The sequence below is a fragment of the Bacteroides sp. HPS0048 genome, from assembly GCF_964240755.1.
Lineage (GTDB): Bacteria > Bacteroidota > Bacteroidia > Bacteroidales > Bacteroidaceae > Bacteroides > Bacteroides nordii.
In genome coordinates this window covers 208,705-226,141 of the sequence record NZ_CAXSVC010000002.1, presented here as the reverse complement: position 1 = coordinate 226,141, position 17,437 = coordinate 208,705, and the positions used below count along the sequence as shown (strand labels likewise).

At 49.7% G+C, this 17,437-nt stretch carries 21 protein-coding genes and 1 pseudogene; 12 read left to right on the top strand and 10 right to left on the bottom strand.

All coding sequences use genetic code 11. The features are described from left to right. The first annotated feature begins 20 nt into the window (after window positions 1-20). Genes ACESQI_RS02390 through ACESQI_RS02375 form a run of 4 tightly spaced genes read left to right on the top strand, consistent with a single transcriptional unit; the run spans window position 21 to window position 1,122 of the window. The gene (locus ACESQI_RS02390) at window positions 21-314 is read left to right on the top strand and encodes a hypothetical protein (RefSeq protein WP_005680037.1); all 294 of its coding nucleotides are present in this window, start codon (window positions 21-23) and stop codon (window positions 312-314) included. Between the two features lie 19 nt (window positions 315-333). Next, window positions 334-510, top strand: a complete 177-nt coding sequence (locus ACESQI_RS02385; protein WP_005680036.1) for a hypothetical protein — start codon at window positions 334-336, stop codon at window positions 508-510. 11 nt (window positions 511-521) lie between these two features. Beyond that, window positions 522-881 (top strand): hypothetical protein, encoded by a 360-nt coding sequence (locus ACESQI_RS02380; RefSeq protein WP_005680034.1) that lies wholly within the window; start codon window positions 522-524, stop codon window positions 879-881. Then, entirely contained in the window at window positions 865-1,122 is a 258-nt protein-coding gene (locus tag ACESQI_RS02375) for a hypothetical protein (RefSeq protein WP_005680032.1), read from the top strand. Before ACESQI_RS02380 ends, ACESQI_RS02375 begins: the two co-directional genes overlap by 17 nt. Here ACESQI_RS02375 and ACESQI_RS02370 read toward each other — a convergent pair. After that, entirely contained in the window at window positions 1,106-1,363 is a 258-nt protein-coding gene (locus ACESQI_RS02370; protein WP_008782444.1) for a hypothetical protein, read from the bottom strand. The two genes, ACESQI_RS02375 and ACESQI_RS02370, sit on opposite strands and share 17 nt — an antisense overlap. Before the next feature lie 442 nt (window positions 1,364-1,805). Between ACESQI_RS02370 and ACESQI_RS02365 the strand changes: the two genes are divergently transcribed. Further along, window positions 1,806-2,186 (top strand): single-stranded DNA-binding protein, encoded by a 381-nt coding sequence (locus ACESQI_RS02365; protein ID WP_005680031.1) that lies wholly within the window; start codon window positions 1,806-1,808, stop codon window positions 2,184-2,186. Between the two features lie 87 nt (window positions 2,187-2,273). Here the strand turns inward: ACESQI_RS02365 and ACESQI_RS02360 are convergent, their stop codons facing one another. Continuing rightward, entirely contained in the window at window positions 2,274-2,567 is a 294-nt protein-coding gene (locus ACESQI_RS02360) for an HU family DNA-binding protein (RefSeq protein WP_255204174.1), read from the bottom strand. 263 nt (window positions 2,568-2,830) lie between these two features. Then, entirely contained in the window at window positions 2,831-3,442 is a 612-nt protein-coding gene (locus ACESQI_RS02355; protein ID WP_005680028.1) for a recombinase family protein, read from the bottom strand. 238 nt (window positions 3,443-3,680) lie between these two features. On the opposite strand from ACESQI_RS02355, the gene ACESQI_RS02350 reads away from it, so the two are divergent. The 7 genes and pseudogenes from ACESQI_RS02350 to ACESQI_RS02320 all read left to right on the top strand — a co-directional run bounded on the left by ACESQI_RS02350 (window position 3,681) and on the right by ACESQI_RS02320 (window position 10,148). After that, window positions 3,681-4,730 carry a hypothetical protein gene (locus ACESQI_RS02350; protein ID WP_005680026.1) on the top strand — a complete coding sequence of 350 codons (1,050 nt, stop codon included), beginning with the start codon at window positions 3,681-3,683 and terminating at the stop codon, window positions 4,728-4,730. Between the two features lie 27 nt (window positions 4,731-4,757). Continuing rightward, window positions 4,758-5,204, top strand: coding sequence for a hypothetical protein (locus ACESQI_RS02345; protein ID WP_005680025.1), 447 nt, complete (start codon window positions 4,758-4,760; stop codon window positions 5,202-5,204). Next, window positions 5,201-5,602: a hypothetical protein gene (locus ACESQI_RS02340; RefSeq protein WP_005680024.1), complete on the top strand. Its 402-nt coding sequence runs from the start codon at window positions 5,201-5,203 to the stop codon at window positions 5,600-5,602. Before ACESQI_RS02345 ends, ACESQI_RS02340 begins: the two co-directional genes overlap by 4 nt. Continuing rightward, complete coding sequence (locus ACESQI_RS02335) at window positions 5,593-6,183, top strand: hypothetical protein (RefSeq protein WP_005680023.1); 591 nt, start codon at window positions 5,593-5,595, stop codon at window positions 6,181-6,183. The genes ACESQI_RS02340 and ACESQI_RS02335 overlap by 10 nt, the downstream gene beginning before the upstream one ends. Beyond that, a complete protein-coding gene (locus ACESQI_RS02330) occupies window positions 6,173-7,018 on the top strand; it encodes a hypothetical protein (protein WP_005680022.1) in 846 nt (281 codons plus the stop codon). The genes ACESQI_RS02335 and ACESQI_RS02330 overlap by 11 nt, the downstream gene beginning before the upstream one ends. 217 nt (window positions 7,019-7,235) lie before the next feature. After that, a complete protein-coding gene (gene mobV, locus ACESQI_RS02325; RefSeq protein WP_007482776.1) occupies window positions 7,236-8,693 on the top strand; it encodes a MobV family relaxase in 1,458 nt (485 codons plus the stop codon). Window positions 8,694-8,747: 54 nt separating this feature from the next. Further along, window positions 8,748-10,148 (top strand): annotated as a pseudogene (locus ACESQI_RS02320) (OmpA family protein). 80 nt (window positions 10,149-10,228) lie between these two features. On the opposite strand, the gene ACESQI_RS02315 reads toward ACESQI_RS02320, so the two are convergent. From ACESQI_RS02315 to ACESQI_RS02285, 7 genes are read right to left on the bottom strand one after another with little or no spacing between them, the layout of a single operon-like run. After that, the gene (locus ACESQI_RS02315; RefSeq protein ID WP_004320579.1) at window positions 10,229-10,825 is read right to left on the bottom strand and encodes a DUF2284 domain-containing protein; all 597 of its coding nucleotides are present in this window, start codon (window positions 10,823-10,825) and stop codon (window positions 10,229-10,231) included. Continuing rightward, window positions 10,822-11,580, bottom strand: coding sequence for an ABC transporter ATP-binding protein (locus tag ACESQI_RS02310; protein WP_004320578.1), 759 nt, complete (start codon window positions 11,578-11,580; stop codon window positions 10,822-10,824). The genes ACESQI_RS02315 and ACESQI_RS02310 overlap by 4 nt, the downstream gene beginning before the upstream one ends. Next, window positions 11,577-12,557 (bottom strand): iron ABC transporter permease, encoded by a 981-nt coding sequence (locus ACESQI_RS02305; RefSeq protein ID WP_004320577.1) that lies wholly within the window; start codon window positions 12,555-12,557, stop codon window positions 11,577-11,579. The genes ACESQI_RS02310 and ACESQI_RS02305 overlap by 4 nt, the downstream gene beginning before the upstream one ends. Beyond that, the gene (locus ACESQI_RS02300) at window positions 12,558-13,697 is read right to left on the bottom strand and encodes an ABC transporter substrate-binding protein (RefSeq protein ID WP_004320576.1); all 1,140 of its coding nucleotides are present in this window, start codon (window positions 13,695-13,697) and stop codon (window positions 12,558-12,560) included. It abuts the gene before it with no gap. Between the two features lie 4 nt (window positions 13,698-13,701). Beyond that, complete coding sequence (locus tag ACESQI_RS02295) at window positions 13,702-15,780, bottom strand: TonB-dependent receptor (RefSeq protein WP_004320575.1); 2,079 nt, start codon at window positions 15,778-15,780, stop codon at window positions 13,702-13,704. Then, window positions 15,777-16,277 (bottom strand): transposase, encoded by a 501-nt coding sequence (locus ACESQI_RS02290; RefSeq protein ID WP_004320573.1) that lies wholly within the window; start codon window positions 16,275-16,277, stop codon window positions 15,777-15,779. Before ACESQI_RS02290 ends, ACESQI_RS02295 begins: the two co-directional genes overlap by 4 nt. Beyond that, window positions 16,274-17,353 (bottom strand): glutaminyl-peptide cyclotransferase, encoded by a 1,080-nt coding sequence (locus ACESQI_RS02285; protein WP_004320571.1) that lies wholly within the window; start codon window positions 17,351-17,353, stop codon window positions 16,274-16,276. The genes ACESQI_RS02290 and ACESQI_RS02285 overlap by 4 nt, the downstream gene beginning before the upstream one ends. Window positions 17,354-17,437 lie beyond the last annotated feature (84 nt).

The window sequence follows — 17,437 nt, the reverse complement described above, 5'->3', positions numbered from 1 at the left end:
AAAACTTAAAACTTAGGATTATGGCAAACTATGCAACAAACATTTTCTACGCAAGGACGGAAAACAAAGCAGACCTCGACAAGATAGAGGCATTCTTGGATGACACTTTCGACGGCTTTGTCAATAGACACAGCGATAGCGTGGATGCGGAGTTTACCTCTCGTTGGGTTTATCCGGAAGAAGAAATCGACAGACTGATAGCTTCGTTGGAAGCCAAAGACAAAACTTATATCAAAATTCTGTCCTACGAATTTACAGACGAATACGTGAGCTTCAGAATCTTCTCACAGGGGAAATGGGATATCAAGTTGTAACCGTAAAATGACATGACTTATGTACGAATACGAAGAAAATAGCGAAATTATAGGTGCGCACTGCACCTTGCTTACCCCCTATAAAGGCTACTCTGAGGGAACAGTTGTCGGCGACTTCGGCAATAAAATAGTGGTGCGTCTTAGTAGTGGCAAAGAGGTGGTCGAGTATCGTGATGAAGTGATTATTTACGATTAAATACAAGAGCGATGCAGCAGATAGCAATGAAATTCGTCCAATGGGACGTACCCGAATTAGAGAAGCTGAAAGACAGCAGGGTTTACCAGTTACGGGAACAACTTGATAACGGAGACAAATTGAGCCGTGAAGACAAGAACTGGATTACCCGAAACGTGAAAGAGTGCATCCATTTCAAAAGAGGTATCGCATTGATGGGCTACTTCTTTGATTTCTCCGATGTTCTCAAACGATATTTCGTAAAACAGCACGGACATATCGCCGAGTATTACGCCATTGACAAAACAGCGTTGCGCTCTGTCCTGTATGGTCGAATAGAAGACATAGTAGAAGTAGAATTAAAATCAAAGAAACATGAAAGCAACGATTGAGCATAGCTTTTGTCCTTATTGTGACGAGGTAACAGAACTCTACTTCCGTATCATCAACACGATTCTTTTCTCAACCGATGAAGCGGAACTGCGTACCGGCATGGAACGCCTACAAGAAAAAACACGCCTTGATGATTATTTCGTCTTCGGCTATGGCAAGCATCACCTATGGGTTTGCCAAAGACGTCCCAGTAATCAAAAAAAGATTTTCGAGCATCGGGTAATCATGGCAGAATTTTGATGATACAGGCAGGCAGGAACGGGATAATCTTCCATTCCTGCCACGCCGCATTCCCTTTTTTACATCTATCTCTCTCTTTTGGCTGCGCCATATCCTTTTGTAAAAAACAGCCATTCGTGAAAAGCTCCGTCCGCTTTTCCGAAAAGCAGGGTTCTTTCCTTTTTCCCTTTTGTCCCCTTTTCTTTCTGCCGGACGGGAACATGGCAGTACCCCGATATCCCGTTCCGCCTTTTGTCGCCACTTCGTTGATATTCCCTTCTGCGGTACCGCAACCTGTTGTCAGTTCAGTGTTCTGTTTGTAGCCACCTCAATTCAGTCCGACCGAATTACACGAAAATACCTGCCGATTCTGCGGACTTACAGCCGAAACGCGCACCATTGTGCCGGTGGACGGATTGCACTTTCACTTCCCCTGCAACTACGGTTTTCCGCTCATTTTCAGAATAGTTTTCCGCCGAAGTCATCATCATTTTCCGATGCAAAGATAGTATGCAGACGGGAACGACTTTGGAAGTCTTGACCAATGGCGCAGCCGTACAATCTTCCTTTATCGAGCCTTCCGGTTTTGCCTACGGACAAAAATAAAGAGTATTGATGCGTCCGGCCTTGGTGCATCCCCTTAACTGCACCTACTTTTTGAGGCAGCGTAAAATTGATTTAATAACTTCTAAAAACAATTCATTATGAAAAAGATTGAAAACAATTTCGTAGTAACCGGTTTCGTAGGAAAGGATGCAGAAATCCGTCAGTTCACCAACGCAAGTGTAGCACGTTTCCCTCTGGCAGTAAGCCGATTGGAGAATAATGGCGAGGAATCCAAACGCGTTTCCGCCTTTATGAATTTTGAGGCGTGGCGTAAAAACGAGAACACCGGGTCGTTCGACCAACTGACCAAGGGTACGATGCTGACCGTCGAGGGGTATTTCAAGCCCGAAGAATGGAGCGACCAAAGCGGTGTGAAACACAACCGTATCGTGATGGTCGCCGTCAAGTTCTATCCGCCCGTCGAGAAGGAGGAAACTCCTGAAAAGCCGGCCAAACCAGCGAAAAAAGGCAAGAAATAATCCTTGCCTTATCACGACAAAAGCGGCCTTCGGGTCGCTTTTGTTTTACTCATTACGGTGTTGTTGCACCATCTGTACTTTTATACTCTACTTGTTCTCTTTTACCGCATTCAGAAATGCTTTGGCAGGTTTGAATGCAGGGATATTGTGAGCGGGAATTTTAATTGTCGTATTCTTCGAAATGTTCCGGGCCGTCTTTTCAGCTCTCCGTTTGATGATAAAGCTACCGAACCCGCGCAAGAACACCTCGTTTCCCGCAACCATCGACTCTTTTACATTTTCCATGAATGATTCTATCACAGTCATCACCACCGTTTTCTCTATTCCGCTCTGCCGTGAGATCTGAGCGACAATTTCCGCTTTTGTCATATTGTTCTTGATTTTTATGAATACGGTGCAAAATTAACAAATATCTGCCAGTTACAACAATCCGGAGTTATTTGTCATCCCGAAAACTGCTTTTGCTGAATCCTCCGAACACGCCCCTCAAAAGCCTGCCCACTACCAAGAACACCAGCAATAAAATTATAATATCTCCCATAGGTCTTGTTTTTATATAGTTATATCCAACTTAAAGATACGAAAAAACGATGAATTACGCAAGCAATCTATTGATTTTCAATATCCATATTGATTTATAAGTTCTATTTCCGGATGCCCGGCACTCGTCCCGGTGTTCGGTTAAGCTGAACCTTGTATTTATTGAGAATGCTGTACACGGTGCTTTTACTTTGGACACCGCTTTCTTTCCAAATATCACGGATTGAATACCCATTGTTATACATATCCACGATTTTTTTGTCCCGTTCAGTTTTACTCATACTTTTTTTGGAAATCGGAATACTGATACTCTGCTGCAGGCGTATAATTTTATCCGACGACTTCCGCAAAACAGCCACTTCCTCCGGTAATGCCCCGAACATGGCCAATACTTCCGCCGGTGTCGTGTCCGGAAACAATTTGTTGTCGGTGTCAATTTTATCGTGAATGGAGATAATACGCACGACCTTGATGCGGCATAGCTCAATCAATGCCGATAGTTCCCGTAAACCACGAACGGCATTGCTGAATTTTGACATCACCAATTCGTCTCCTCTTTCAAGATTCGACATCAGTTGTTTCCATCTCGGCCTAAGCGTCTCGTGTCCGACCGATTCTTCAACCACCTGTACACACCCATATTGGCGCATCCATTCCTTATCCGCATCAAACGCATCGTAGGAATTAGCCTCGAATATATAACCGACTTTTGCCATATCAATATACAATATTCATGATAACAAGTGCAAATATACAAGTTTTATTCGAGTATATGAATCATACTATATTAAAAAACGAAAATCGTACATTTCCACGTGTTTTATCTTCACTTGTTTTCATTGGTAATCATACTATTAAGTACGATATTAAAAAATGCACAAAATACGGTTTTTCGGATGCGAAGTATCAAAAATAATATATAGTTTTGCACTAAATAGTACGAAATGATATAGTATGAAAACATTAAAATCGAACTTAAAACAACCGATAATCTTTGCCAAAATAATTGCCGTTTCGATTGCCATATTCCTATGCGCGTCATGCGACAACGGCAATGGCAAACGATTGGCGAAAGCCAAGAATGACCCTGCCGGAACATACAGGGAATACCTGTCCGACATACGCAGGCAGAAAAAACTCTCCATTAAAGAATTGGCCGGACACCTCAAGCAATGGCAAACATTGAGGGATTCCGTATTCCTGCATCTCGAATGTGATACGCTTGGCCGGCTTCATTCCACTGTAAGAGAAGAGTGTGAACAGATACATGATTCCATCCGCATGGAATTTTCACGGATGGTGCTGTCTCAAACACGCACTTATAAGGATATACTGTGGGTAAAAGAACAAATCTCACCGCATCTTGAAGACAAAGAGTTGCATCGTGCGGCTGAAACAATCCGACCGTTCTTTGCCTCATTGGATAACCGGCCCGTCAGTCAGAGAAACCGACAACACATTCTTGCCACTTATCGAACTACCCTTGCTGAAACGATTGATTACGGTATTCATTGTATGGCAGACCTGACGACCTTTATCGAAAAGGAGGATGCCGTGTACCGGGCATTCCTTTCACGTCTGCCTGATTTCGACGGCGAGAATCTTTCCGACATCACTCATGACACGGAACGATGCTGTGCACAGATATTCCTTGCCGCCGAACGGAACGACATCACCTATCGCAATGCCATGATTTATCTGGCCATGCGCACCAACCGCAGGCTGATTCAGAATATCCGAACCTGTATCGACGACATCTGCAATAAAAAAGTCAAGACACCGGCACAGGCACAAGCCTACATCTGGATGCTTCTCCAGCCTTATTCGTCGTTGGACGGTTTCTGCCTGGCGTTGCTTTCAGCCGAAGAAAGAGAGCAACTCGATATGCTTGCCTCGCAGACACCCGACGCTTTCAGGGAGTTGGGCAGGATGCTGCACCCCGGAGACAACCGCTTGGACGAGCTGCCCGGAATGCTGATGGAGGCATTCATACACACGCTGTAAAATATAACAACAGAAAAAGATATGAATATGTTACGACATTTTTATAATGACTTCATGGCATTCGTCCCCCTGCAACTTCCGCAGTTGCTCGATGTGACGACGATGGAAGAACCGCAGTTCTACGGCGACTATGTGCTGCTTACGTTTCCGTTGCGCACCCCTTACGAACTGGACGAAGTAATGGATATGTTCGAGGACGACATGGAGTTGATCACGCTCTACCACCATATTCCGATGCGGACGGAAAAATTCGGTCACAGCACTTGTGCATACTCGAATCCCGCTTTCGGACAGATGTTCAAGATGAACGCCAAGACGGATACGGAGGGCAATGTAAACAGCATCCTTGTCACCATCTATGATTCTTTGGAGCAGATGTACGGGGACTTATGCCTCGACTTGGAACTACACTCCAAAAGCGGGTTCCTGAAATACAAGAAAGACAAGTCCGACGTGCTGATGAATTTTATATGAGAAACACCTTATACCGACAGATGGTCTATTGCATCAATGCCTACCGGACGTGGATAGAGGTTGCCGATGACAATCTCTACAAGGAGCATATCATCTCAAGAACCGACCGCACCGACTACCTCGTTTCCCGTACATTGGTACTGCGTGCCTTCAAGACGAACGGCATACACGCCGAGGGTACGACATGGACTATTCCCGAACACGAACTGGACAAGGCTTTGGCCATCTACCGAAAGCAAGACATTACATTCAAGCAGCGCATCAAGAAAGCGGCCATGTACTTTTCGCCCAAGGATGCCGAAACCCTTATCCGGCTGGCGACATACGGTATTGTCCAGTTGGAACTCATTGTGCGTCCCACTCCCATACCCGAAAAGCCCTATTACTTATGTTACTGAATATCCTGCTACTCATTTTCTGCGCGATACCTTTCGGGGTATCAATGTCATTGTACAAGAACAACAAGCGGTTCATGACACCCTTTTACATGGCAATGGCACGAAGCGGCAACGCCCGTAAACTGTATGTGCAAGTATGGCTGATATGCCTGCTTCTTTTCCATTATGTATATGCCTGTGGACATATGGGTGAGTTTGGAATCCTACTCTCTACCGGTGTCTGTGCCGCAATGTTTTCGTTCCGACGGACGGACAACTGGTTACGCAGGTTGCTTGACCGCCCCCGTGCATTTGTCACACTCGCATCGGGCGCACTGGTCATCGGCTTTGTGCCGCATCTGTACACCTTGGCGATAACCATTGCCTATCTTCTTCTGGCAGCCCTGTTCTATCCCTCCGTTCGGGTCATGTCCGAATGCAAGGATACGGACACACTTTCCGGATGGGCAAAGCATCCCGGAATGTTGTCAGAATCCTATCACGAGAATCATCACGCAAATCTGCCGCATGAAGCGGACAGCGGCAACACTGATATATCCGCACAATATGAATCATTAAAACCGAATGAAAATGAAAAATAACCAAAAGATACCTGTTTCCATATTGGCAGACAGGGAGGTATTCGAATATCTCAAGGAGAAAGGGGATGAACGCAAAACACGCACCGAAGCGTACTGTGACCTGTTGGACAAATCACTGGCAGGTTTCGTTTCTCCGTTTTTAAGAAAGAAGGCCTACGTGCTGCAACCCAACCAGTGCCACCTGACCGTTTCCGACCTCGCATCGGAGTGGCATTGGCACAGGGCTACCGTCCGTTCTTTTTTGAGTGCAATGGAGGCATTCGGTTTGCTGACCCGCATCCAGCTTCCCAAAAGCGTGGTCATTACCATGACCGTACAATCCGGTCAGGCAGCACAGCCCCGCAATGCACAGGAGCAGCCGGACTTTGCCAGACAGCTCCGTGAGGTATTGTCCGATTGGGTAATCGGCAAAACGACCGCTGCCGAAACTGGCGTAATATGTGGACAACTCGTAAGTCTGGCAAAGACTGAAATTGCCGACCGTGACACCGGACTCTGTTTGGACACCCATTCCAACACGACCTCCGCACATTCCGGCACTTTGGTCACGGAACATCGTGAAACAGCCTTGTGCTGCATCGCCCACGCCGCCCTGCAAAAAATCCTGCACAAGTCGAGATTCGATGACAGTTCGCCGCTTGTGGATTTCTTCCGGTTTGACCTCGGTGAAGAATGGGCTGCTTTCATCGAGTCCGCCAAAGACCTCGCCGGGCTGATTCTCGACACCGAGGCATCAGTGACGGACTTCGACATGGACGAAGACCAAGAACGCCTCAAATCGCTTCGCAAACCTTTTTTATCGCTTCTGGCAAAGGCACAGGCGATGGTGGATTGAACCGGGAGTCGAAAACAGATTGTATAACGCGAACAATCCACCTCCATCCCTTAACGGTTATCCTGCCGGTTATAGGAGGCACACGGGCTTGCCCGTCTGCCACGAAACAAAGGGAAGGGGGAGCCTAATACCCCGATAGGTCTCCGACCGTCGGTAGGCTGTCCGGGCAAGCAGCAAGCTGGGACAGGACGGATTGTCCAAACAACACGAAAAGAGTATGGCAGATCAAAAACAGGTACTTGATATGCAGGTGTCGAAAGGCATCACCGCAGCCCAAAGCAACGAACATTTGCGTGACCGCAGTGAAAGGGCGGAAAAGTACGCTATGAATAAGGGGAATTACGACCCCACACGCAAACACCTGAACTTCGAGATTGCGCCCGGAGGCAAGGTACGTCCCATTGACACGAGCCGCAACATTCCCGAACGGATGGCGGACATATTGGAGAGGCGTGGAATCAAAGACCCCAACGAAGGACTGGCAGAACCGAAGTACCGCACGGTGGTGAACTTCATTTTCGGCGGTTCCCGTAAGCGGATGCACGAACTCGCGTTCGGCACGCAGAACGTGGATTTTGATGAAGGTGCGAACAATACCCGTATCAAAAGAATGAGCGATATTGAACGCTGGGCGAAAGACGTCTATTCATTCGTGAGTGGCAAATATGGCGAGCAGAACATCGCCGCATTCATCGTACACCTTGACGAATTGAACCCTCATGTGCATTGTACTTTGTTGCCAATCAAAGACGGCCGCTTTGCGTACAAGGAAATATTCGCCGGAAAGGACAAGTTTGAATACAGCGCAAGGATGAAACAGCTTCATACCGACTTTTTCGCCGAAGTCAATACAAGGTGGGGAATGTCGAGAGGAACAAGCATATCCGAAACAGGCGCACGGCACAGGACTACCGAAGAATACCGCCGTATGCTATCGGAAGAATGTACGACCATCGAGGAAAATATAGACCGCCACCAAAAGGTGCTGGCAACCCTTCAATCGGACATCCGTCTGGCAGAGCGCAGGGTCAAGGGGCTTACGACAATGGTCGATAACCTTGAGAAGTCGAAAGCCGAAAAAGAGGCTCTGCTATCGGCAGCCGAACAGGATTTGAAAGCGAACAAGGGCGATGCGGAACAATTAGCCGCACAAGTTAAAAGTCTGGAGAAAGAGCTGGCAGGCATCAACAGGCAACTGGCAGACAAGCAGGAGAAGTTACAGACGGCTGACCGGCAGCTTGCCGAGCTGAAAGAGAACATGGATGCCATTGAGGAACGTACCGGGGAACTCAAGGAGGAAGCCTACAAATACTCCCATGATATACATTCCAAAGTGGACACGTTGCTCAAGGATGTCCTGCTGGAAAATGTGGTCGGCGAGTATAGGAACGTATCGGCACAGATGGACGTGGCGGAACGGCAACTGTTCGACGGCTCGCTCGTCCAGTCCATAGCGGAACAAGGTACAGACGTGATGCACTGCGCGACGATGCTGTTTCTCGGTATGGTCGATGATGCCACCACTTTTGCCGAAACTCGTGGCGGCGGAGGTGGCGGCAGCGACCTGAAATGGGGGCGCGATGAGGACGAGGACAACCGTGCATGGGCACTCCGCAGCATGAGGATGGCGAGCCGCATGATGCGTCCGGCCATTGGCAAGAAACCCAAACGGTAAGTGGCATACGTCTCATGACAAATCAAAAAGTATAACGAATAATATCATTGGAATATGACGAAACAAATCTTTTTTATATTGGCCGTGCTTTGCACGTTGCAGGCACAGGCAAGTATACAACCCGTACAGGTGGATACTGTACAACATACACCGTACTATAATGTCTCGGAGGAACTGCAACCGATACAGCCCGTCTATCTTGACGGAGTGGTACTTCCGGCATCCCTGACTGGCAACTGGTTTGTCAGTATTGCCGGGGGTACGTCCGCCTTTCTCGGCACACCTCTCGGCTGCGAAGACCTCTTCGGACGCTTGAAACCCTCGTACAGTTTCGCAGTCGGAAAATGGTTCACTCCGTCCGTCGGCGCACGTATCAATTACAGCGGTGTGCAGTTCAAAGATGGAACATTGTCCAATCAGGACTACCACCATATCCATGCGGATCTGCTGTGGAATGTCCTTGGCTGCAGATATGCCCGGCAAGAACAGGTACGCTGGAATCTTGCTCCCTTTGCCGGTGTCGGCTTGTTGCACAATGCCTCTAACGGGAATAATCCCTTTACTGTTTCGTATGGCGTACAGGGAGAATATCGGATTTCCAAACGAGTAAGTGCCATGTTGGAACTCTCCGGCACGACCACCTTTCAGGACTTCGATGGTTACGGACGCCCGAACCGCCTCGGCGACCACATGGTATCGCTGACCGCCGGTTTCACGTTTCATCTCGGAAAGGTCGGTTGGAAACGCGCGGTTGATGCGACATCTTACATTCGTCAGAATGAGTGACTCGTGGATCATGCCAATATCTTATCCGGAGAAAACAAGCGTTATAAAGACTGGTACGACCGCAACCGACGGACGGTCGCAGAATTGAAGAAAATTCTGGAAATAGAAGGATTGCTTGACAAGTACGGTCATCTGGTTAATGACGATGAGACCGACCGCCGTCAAGGTTATCCCAGAAATAATTACAGCGGATTGAACTCACTACGGGCAAGATTGAAAAACCGGCATTGGGATGGAATCTCGCCGCTTGATTCTGCAAGTATTGGATATGGCAACAACGGAGATGATGCCGAGAAACCGGGCATAATCGTCTCTGAAAGGACGGAACTCATACAAGCCGGGAATTGCATCGGGTCGCCTGTCTATTTCTTTTTTAACCTCAATACGGCGCACCTGACGGATGCTTCCCAAATGCTTAACCTTGATGAACTGGCTCGCGTGGCCAAGAAATACGGATTATCCTTGAGAGTAACCGGTGCGGCCGACAGTTCGACTGGAACTCCTGTGCTTAATGGTTCATTAAGTACATCGAGAGCGGATTATATCGTTGCAGAATTGAAAAAGCGTGGCATACCGATCGAACGCATCGTCAAGGTAAGCAGAGGCGGCATAGCCGACCATGTACCGGTCGAAGTCAACAGGCATACGAAAGTAGAGTTGTTCTTTTAGTTTTTACATTCACTTTCATCGAGTCCCTCAATCTATAATTCGGATTGCAGGGACTTTTGTTATCAATGAGGGTAATAAGATTATAGGTTTCCTGAATCCTGATTACGCTTCGTATGACTGATAATATTTTCTGCCGAATTATGAAATAATCCGCTTACAATCACAAGATATTCCGGTAGAATACCATCCTTTCCCCAAAGCAGCTCTATCCCGAAAAGTTCCGAGAGTGTTCGTGTCATATCGAACCCGAATGCTTCAAGCGAGGGACGTACTTTGTCCGGATGCAGGCAAGGACGGTTGCATTTGCGGGCGCATTCGGAATCGGGACAGTATAGGCATTTTCCTACATAGGCGAATGCCCGACCTCCGTATCTGTGCTCCATTTCCAGCAATTCCCTTTCTATCCTGAGCCGTTCCGGTTTAATCAATTCCTGCGTTCTGTCTATCGGAATATTTTTCTCGACCGGAATTATTTTCGTGGCCATCAGGTGGGCATATTCATATTGGCGCAGAAATTCTCCGGTATCGAAATCGAACGGCGGGCATCCCCAACTATTACCGTAGTTGGGGCATTGTTTGCAAAATTCGACAAAACGTTTTTCGTCCCGGAAGCGTGAAATATATTCGTCCACGCTGATATTTGCTGTGAAATTCTCTATGATATATTCCTTAGTCATTGTCCCACTTTTATGAATCCTGTCGTGGCATCGAACGTCACACAATTATTTCGGAACAGCCGCTCGATGCAGCCGCTCCGGCGCATCTCTTCGGTCGGCATATACGACAACTGGGGTGGGTCGATAAGGGCTATCGCATCGGCAAGCGAGAGGGCGATATCCAGCTCGTGCGTGGAAAAAAGGATGCACTTGTTTTCTTCATGCGCCAGCCGTGCCAGCAGTGTACACAATTCGTAGCGGTTGGGCATATCGAGAAACGAGGTGGGTTCGTCGAGCAGGATAATCGGCGTATCCTGCGCCAACGCCCGTGCGATCATGATGCGCTGGCACTCGCCGTCCGACATCTTGTCCATCGTGCGCTCCGCATAAGCCTCCATGCCCACCGAGGCGAGCGACCGCATGACGATCTCCTTGTCGACCTCCTGCATCTTTCCAATCCAGTTGGTATAGGGTGCGCGGCCGATAGCCACGACATCCTTGCATTTGAGATTGGCGATGCGTGTGCGCTCGGTCGTGACGAATGCCAGCGTTCTGGCCATTTCTGCTGCTCGCATATCGGCGGCGTTATGCCCGTCGAGCAGGATTCGGCCGGTATAACGGCGGTTCAGTCCGGCGATGGCTCGAAGCAGTGTCGATTTGCCCGTGCCGTTGCGCCCGATAAGGGCAGTCAGCCTGCCCTTTTCTATGGTGGTTTCCACCTCGCAGAGCAAGGTGCGCTCGCCGTAGCCTATGGAAAAATCGTGTAACTTTATCATGCGGTGACGGATTTATTGCGCAAGACCACCCACACCACGATGGGGATTCCCAGCAATGCGGTGATGGCGTTGATCGGCAGGGTGAACATTTTAGAAACGAGGTCGCAAAGAAGCAGCACCGCCGCACCCGAAAGAACGGTTCCCGGTACGAGTACCCGATGGTCGCTGTTGCGGAACAGCATTCTCGTGACGTGGGGCATGGCCAGTCCGATGAAGCCTATCGGACCGCAAAAGGCGGTCACCGTACCAGCAAGCAGCGTCGTGGAGAGGAACAGCAGCCCGCGCGAGCGTCGGATGTTCAGCCCCATCGTCACGGCATACTCCTCGCCGAACAGCAGTAAGTTGAGCGGCTTGATCGTCACCACCGCCAACAACAGTCCGGCGATAATCGACGGGACGAGTACCGCAAGCTGGTCGAAGGTCACGTCGCCGAGCGACCCCATCGTCCAAATGACAAAGGCTTTCAGGGATTCTTCCTTGCTGAGATATTGCAATATCTGTACAATCGCGCCGACTCCCGACGAGAACATCATGCCGAGAATCAGAATCACCATGATGTCCTTGATGCGGTGGCCGACGGCGGCGATGACGACCAGCACGAGCGCCGCTCCGAGCCAAGCCGCCCCGGCAATGCCTATCGACGAACCGAAGCCTGCAAGCACGACGAGTGCCACGCCGAGGCTCGCGCCCGAACTGATGCCGAGCACGTAGGGGCCGGCAAGAGGATTGCGGAAGAGGGTTTGCATCTGAAGACCGCTGACCGACAGAGCTGCTCCGGCCAGCAACGCGACCACCGCCTTAATCAGTCGGATATTCAGTATAATTTTCGCCGTCGCCCGCGGGCAGTCGCCGCCCGTCAAAGCCGCCCATACATCGCCGAGCGGTACGGCGACTGCCCCCACCGCCAAATCCAGCAGAAACAGGAAAAGGGTGAGGGCGGCCAGCATGGCAAACAATATGGCGGAACGGGAGCGCATCTATTTCAGTTGCTTGTAATAGACGAAATCTTCCTCGACCAGTTCGGGGTGGAATATCTTCACGAGGTCTCGCAGCACGAGGTCGGGATTTACGACCGCCGACTCATAGTAGTCGTTGCCGCCAGCAGCATTGGTGCGGGCGTTGTTGTTATAGACCTGTCCACCACGGAAACAGCGGGTGTCGATGAACTTCGGGCATGCGGCTTTCAGTTCATCAAGCGTGTTCGCCATCCCCACATGCAGCCACATATCGGCTTGCGAGGCCAGCAGATACGCCTCTTCGAGGTCGATGGGCGCGGAAGCGTTTCCTGTGTTCTTCTTGTAGATGTAATCGCCTCCGGCATCTTTGATTAACCGGGCGACATAGCTTTCGGTCGAGGGCATGAACCAGCTGTCGCCGTAAGGCGTGTTGAGCATGACTGACGGAGCGTCGAGGATATTGTCCGCTACTTTCTTTTTCAGGACATTGTATCTGACGGGGATTTCCGCGAATACTTTTTCGCCCTCCGCCCGTTTTCCGATAACCTCCGAAAGTGCCACCAGCCATTCGGCTTTGCCCAGCGGAGACTCTTCGAGGTAATCGCCGACATACATGAACGGGATATCCAACTCTTTGAGCTTACCCTCCATCGAGCTTGCCCCGTTCACGCCGTAAAGCAACACGAGGTCGGGGTCAAGCGAGAGCAGCAGTTCGTAATTGATGTTCCCTTCGTAGCCCACATCTCCAACGCTGTCCCGCCGTGCCTGAATGTCGGGATTGGAGATGTAGTCGATGCCTGACACGCCGACTACGCGTCCCGTTTCGCCGATTGCGTCGAGCATGGCGATATGGGTCGAGGACATGCAGACGATGCGCTCGGCATCCCCCTTGAGCATCTGACCGGTGAAATCCGCCGGAACCTCTTCGTCATCACGGGCAATGAACAGGTTCGTAGTGATGCTGTCGGCGCCCTGCCAAGGGTTCGTGACGGTAACCAATACGCTCTTTTTGCCGTCTGCACCTTTTATGTCAAACCCCGAAGCGTATTCAGGTGTATAGACCGTTCGGTTGAAATCGGCGAGTTTTGAACTTTTATTGTGGCAGCCTGTGAATGCCAATACAAGTAGCAACAGCAGGCTTAAATTCTTTAATGCTTTCATATCGTTACATATTTGTATTTTCGGACTTTTTCTTGTTTTTCCCGAACTTCGGGGTAATGCCGATGAAGAACTCGAAGTTGATGCCGGGCATGGGGCGCGAGAGTACCGAAAGGTAGTCCTCGTTGAAGAGGTTGTTGACGGCGAATTTTAACTGGATGTCCACCGGTTTGAAAAACAGGTTTTTCTCCAACGAGACATTGCTCATGAAATATTCGGGCAGGTGTCCTGTCAGCGTATAGTCGTTGCTCGACATGGTGTAACGTTCCGAGTAGAACGCCCATTTGTAAAGGAACGCCCAAGTCCGCCACGACAACCGTCCGGTCAGCGATGCGGAGTGCTTCGGCACGTAGGGTAACTGCTTGCCCACTGACTGGTCAGCAGGCGACATCTTCTCACCTTCATTGATGGAGGGTGTCCACGAATAGGACCCGTTCAAGTCGATGAGCCAATCTTTCGCCGGCTGCACGGCGAAGTTCGCTTTGACCTCGACGCCGTAGGCGTGGACCTTCTTTACGTTGCGGGGCGAGAAGAAGCCCTTGGTGGTGGGCAGCCAGATAATCCAGTCGTCGATGTAGGAGTCGAACCAGTTCGCACCGCCGCTCAACTTGTAAATGCCTTTCTTGCCGACATCGAAACTCACCCCGGCATCATAACTGAAACCTTGTTCGTTTTTCAGGTTGGGATTACCTCCCGGCAAAAAGTATAGGTCGTTCAGAGTTGGGAAACGGTAGTTACGCGATATGGATGCTTTCAGCATCACATTTCCTTTCGGGGAAATGATACCGTCAATGAAGAAAGCCGGAATGAGTGGAATCCAATCGGAACCATACATCTCTTCCCGCAGTACCACCGACATACCCAAGCGGTCTATCGGCTGCCACTTGGCGGATACGGAGCCGGAGAGTTCCACGCGCCCCTTGTCATAGCCCACGATGGCCTTGCCACCGTCCTGCAAGATGATGTTCTTGTCCTCGCTCCGTACCAAATGCTGGTGTGCCGATACATTGGCGGTGAAAAACCATTTTTTATCCAAAGAATACTCTCCCTCCGCCTGACCGTAAAACGTGTTTACCTTGCTGCGGGAGCGGGTCATCGACGCCCAGTTGTCAGGTGCGACCTCACGCTTGTAGTCGTAGGCCATCCATGTGTGTATGTAACCGCCTTTCACGCCGAGTTTCCAGTTGCTTTTCATGTGATCCCAGGACAAGACGCTGCGGAACGTCTGTTCTCGCTGGCGGTTCTCGAAGTCGGTTGCATCTCCATAGTCGGTCGTCAACATCGGAAGTTCCCGGTTGGAGTTGATATACCAGGCGTTCAGCCCGAAACGGTCGCCTTTCCCGGTATTGTAATACACTTCCTGAAGCAAATGCAGGTCCTTGAACGCCCCGGAGCGGTTGCGCTCTTTCGGGTGATACTGTCCGACGATGTTCTTATCCTCGTCGTAGATGTTTATCTTTTTGTCGTGGTTGGTGTACTTGTAATCGTTAGGCGAGGAAGAATAGACCGCACGGGTGGAGACGTGCCACCGCTCACTTCCGTAGGTGAAGCGGGCGAACTCATCGAAGGTCTTGAACGAGCCGATGCCCTGCACGTACTGGGCGTTGAACCCTTCAGCGACTTCAGGAGCCGTGCCGAGTTTGACCAGACCGCCCAGTCCACCGCCCGTTTCGTTCACCGATGAAGTACCGTGCAGCAGCGATGCCTGGTCGATGAAGTAGGACGGAATGGTGGAGAAGTCGGTCATGCCGAGCATGGGGTTGTTGATGCGCATCCCGTTCCACGTCACCTGCGTATGGCTGGGCGACGTGCCTCGGAAGGCGACGGTCGAGAGCGTGGCGCGGCCGTAGCTCTTGACAAACACGGACGAGTTGAACGTCAGGATGTCCGCCATCGAGAGGGCGATATTTTCTTTCAGTGCGAGTGAATCGAACTTCGTCTTCTGCACGCCGATTTCCTTCATCGGCCGTTTGCCCCATACGGTCACCTCGTCTATCTGGTGAATACGCCGGGTGATTCCCTGCGCAGACAGCACGGATGGACAGACAACCAATATTGAGAAAAGTAAATATTTTGTATATGTCATTTCCTTTTGTTTTTAATATGGTTATTTACCGCAGCATATGCAGAGAATGATGCCCGCATAAAATCTTGATAGGCATTGAATCCGTTTTCTTCAAGCAGTTGGTCGTATTCGTCCTCGAATGAAAGTTCCTGATGAACCGTCTCTTGTTTCTCAATGTGGTGTTTTACCCGATTCAGATCATTGAATGACACGCTAAACGAATCAAATCCGGCTGCCCATCCTGAAAAATCCGCATATTCCGGATATTTTCGATAGACAACGCCTGTAGAACTTTTTACTTTATTGATAATCTTTGCGAAGTCCGTGGGAGATGGTATCTCTACAAGTATATGAACATGATTGAGAAAAGCATTGCAGGCATAGACATGACAGCCTTTCCTTGTGAAAATTTGTACCATCTGATCGAGAATCATTCCTTTGGTTGTCATTGGAATCGTCATCTCCTGTCTTTTCGTGATGAAAATAATATGGTATATATGCCGCAATTTATTCTTCATTTCCAACAAAATGCACCGGGGATAATCCCGACATAAAATTCATCTATCAATTTCCCTTCGGGCGAGTAGCGGTATATCATGCCCTGCTGCTGGTAATCGATGGCATCGGCGATGTACACTTCTCCGTTGGCGGGGTTTACCGTCAGTCCGTAATAAATCGTGCCGCTGTATTCGAGGAACGGACGTACCGGCACATGGCTGGCTGTCACGTCCATGCTCCAAATGGCCTTGTTGATCCAGTAGAGTTTGTCCCTGTCGCCATTGAGCTGCACCTCCGAGGGCCAGTCGCCCAACTTGAACTTGAACTGCTTCTCCACGGTGAAGGTCTCGGCATCGATGCGGTAGAGCGACGGGGCTTCGTAACCGTAGGGGCTGCCCTCATAACCGCCGTCGGTCACCGTCCACATTTTGTTGTACTTGTCCATGACCAGCGATGTCGGTTGTATGCCGACCTTCAGTTCATCGACTACTTGATCGGTTTCGGTGTCGATTTTGATGATGCGGTTCTGGTAACTCCAGCAGTTGCAATAGACGTATTTGCCGTACTGCACCATTTGCTCCGTCGAGCCGCTTTCCATCGTCATGTCCGGCACTTGAATATAGCCGGTAATTTCGTATTTCTTCGGGTTGATGATGAAGATGCGGTTGTCCCACAATTGGGTGACGTATGCTTTTTCGTCGCTTAGGAAATGAATGTAGCGCGGTGAGGTCAGGTTCTCGATGCGTCCTACCTCCTTGAAGGTGTTCAGGTCGATGGCGAAAATCACGTGGGAGTTGTTCACCACGACCCAGCCCTTGTTGTCGTAGATGGTCATCGACTGTGCCACGTCGCCGAGTTTCATGCCGTTGGCACGGAAGAAGATTTCGTTCTGCACCTGTTTGGTTGCCGGGTCGTAATAGGACAAGGTAGCATTGCCGTACTGGAAGTTGCCCTCGTTGGTGATGAACAGTCCGGCTCCCGTGGCGTTGAAATCTTCCACGGCATCGCCGTAGTCCCACTTCATGCAGGATGTCAAGGATAGTGTCACTCCGACAACTACGCTCCATAGCAGATATTTCAATTGGTGATAGGTCATACCGTTATTTTTATAGTTAATCCCCGGCAGCTTACCTTACGGTAAGCATACCGAGGATTGGCAGAAAATTTATTGTTTCGTTAT

Bases quoted from the DNA above. Each gene is read 5' to 3' on its own strand.
- ACESQI_RS02390 (WP_005680037.1), top strand. From the start codon at position 21: ATGGCAAACTATGCAACAAACATTTTCTACGCAAGGACGGAAAACAAA.
- ACESQI_RS02385 (WP_005680036.1), top strand. From the start codon at position 334: ATGTACGAATACGAAGAAAATAGCGAAATTATAGGTGCGCACTGCACC.
- ACESQI_RS02380 (WP_005680034.1), top strand. From the start codon at position 522: ATGCAGCAGATAGCAATGAAATTCGTCCAATGGGACGTACCCGAATTA.
- ACESQI_RS02375 (WP_005680032.1), top strand. From the start codon at position 865: ATGAAAGCAACGATTGAGCATAGCTTTTGTCCTTATTGTGACGAGGTA.
- ACESQI_RS02365 (WP_005680031.1), top strand. From the start codon at position 1,806: ATGAAAAAGATTGAAAACAATTTCGTAGTAACCGGTTTCGTAGGAAAG.
- ACESQI_RS02355 (WP_005680028.1), bottom strand. From the start codon at position 3,442: ATGGCAAAAGTCGGTTATATATTCGAGGCTAATTCCTACGATGCGTTT.
- ACESQI_RS02350 (WP_005680026.1), top strand. From the start codon at position 3,681: ATGAAAACATTAAAATCGAACTTAAAACAACCGATAATCTTTGCCAAA.
- ACESQI_RS02345 (WP_005680025.1), top strand. From the start codon at position 4,758: ATGTTACGACATTTTTATAATGACTTCATGGCATTCGTCCCCCTGCAA.
- ACESQI_RS02340 (WP_005680024.1), top strand. From the start codon at position 5,201: ATGAGAAACACCTTATACCGACAGATGGTCTATTGCATCAATGCCTAC.
- ACESQI_RS02335 (WP_005680023.1), top strand. From the start codon at position 5,593: ATGTTACTGAATATCCTGCTACTCATTTTCTGCGCGATACCTTTCGGG.
- ACESQI_RS02330 (WP_005680022.1), top strand. From the start codon at position 6,173: ATGAAAAATAACCAAAAGATACCTGTTTCCATATTGGCAGACAGGGAG.
- mobV (WP_007482776.1), top strand. From the start codon at position 7,236: ATGGCAGATCAAAAACAGGTACTTGATATGCAGGTGTCGAAAGGCATC.
- ACESQI_RS02315 (WP_004320579.1), bottom strand. From the start codon at position 10,825: ATGACTAAGGAATATATCATAGAGAATTTCACAGCAAATATCAGCGTG.
- ACESQI_RS02310 (WP_004320578.1), bottom strand. From the start codon at position 11,580: ATGATAAAGTTACACGATTTTTCCATAGGCTACGGCGAGCGCACCTTG.
- ACESQI_RS02305 (WP_004320577.1), bottom strand. From the start codon at position 12,557: ATGCGCTCCCGTTCCGCCATATTGTTTGCCATGCTGGCCGCCCTCACC.
- ACESQI_RS02300 (WP_004320576.1), bottom strand. From the start codon at position 13,697: ATGAAAGCATTAAAGAATTTAAGCCTGCTGTTGCTACTTGTATTGGCA.
- ACESQI_RS02295 (WP_004320575.1), bottom strand. From the start codon at position 15,780: ATGACATATACAAAATATTTACTTTTCTCAATATTGGTTGTCTGTCCA.
- ACESQI_RS02290 (WP_004320573.1), bottom strand. From the start codon at position 16,277: ATGAAGAATAAATTGCGGCATATATACCATATTATTTTCATCACGAAA.
- ACESQI_RS02285 (WP_004320571.1), bottom strand. From the start codon at position 17,353: ATGACCTATCACCAATTGAAATATCTGCTATGGAGCGTAGTTGTCGGA.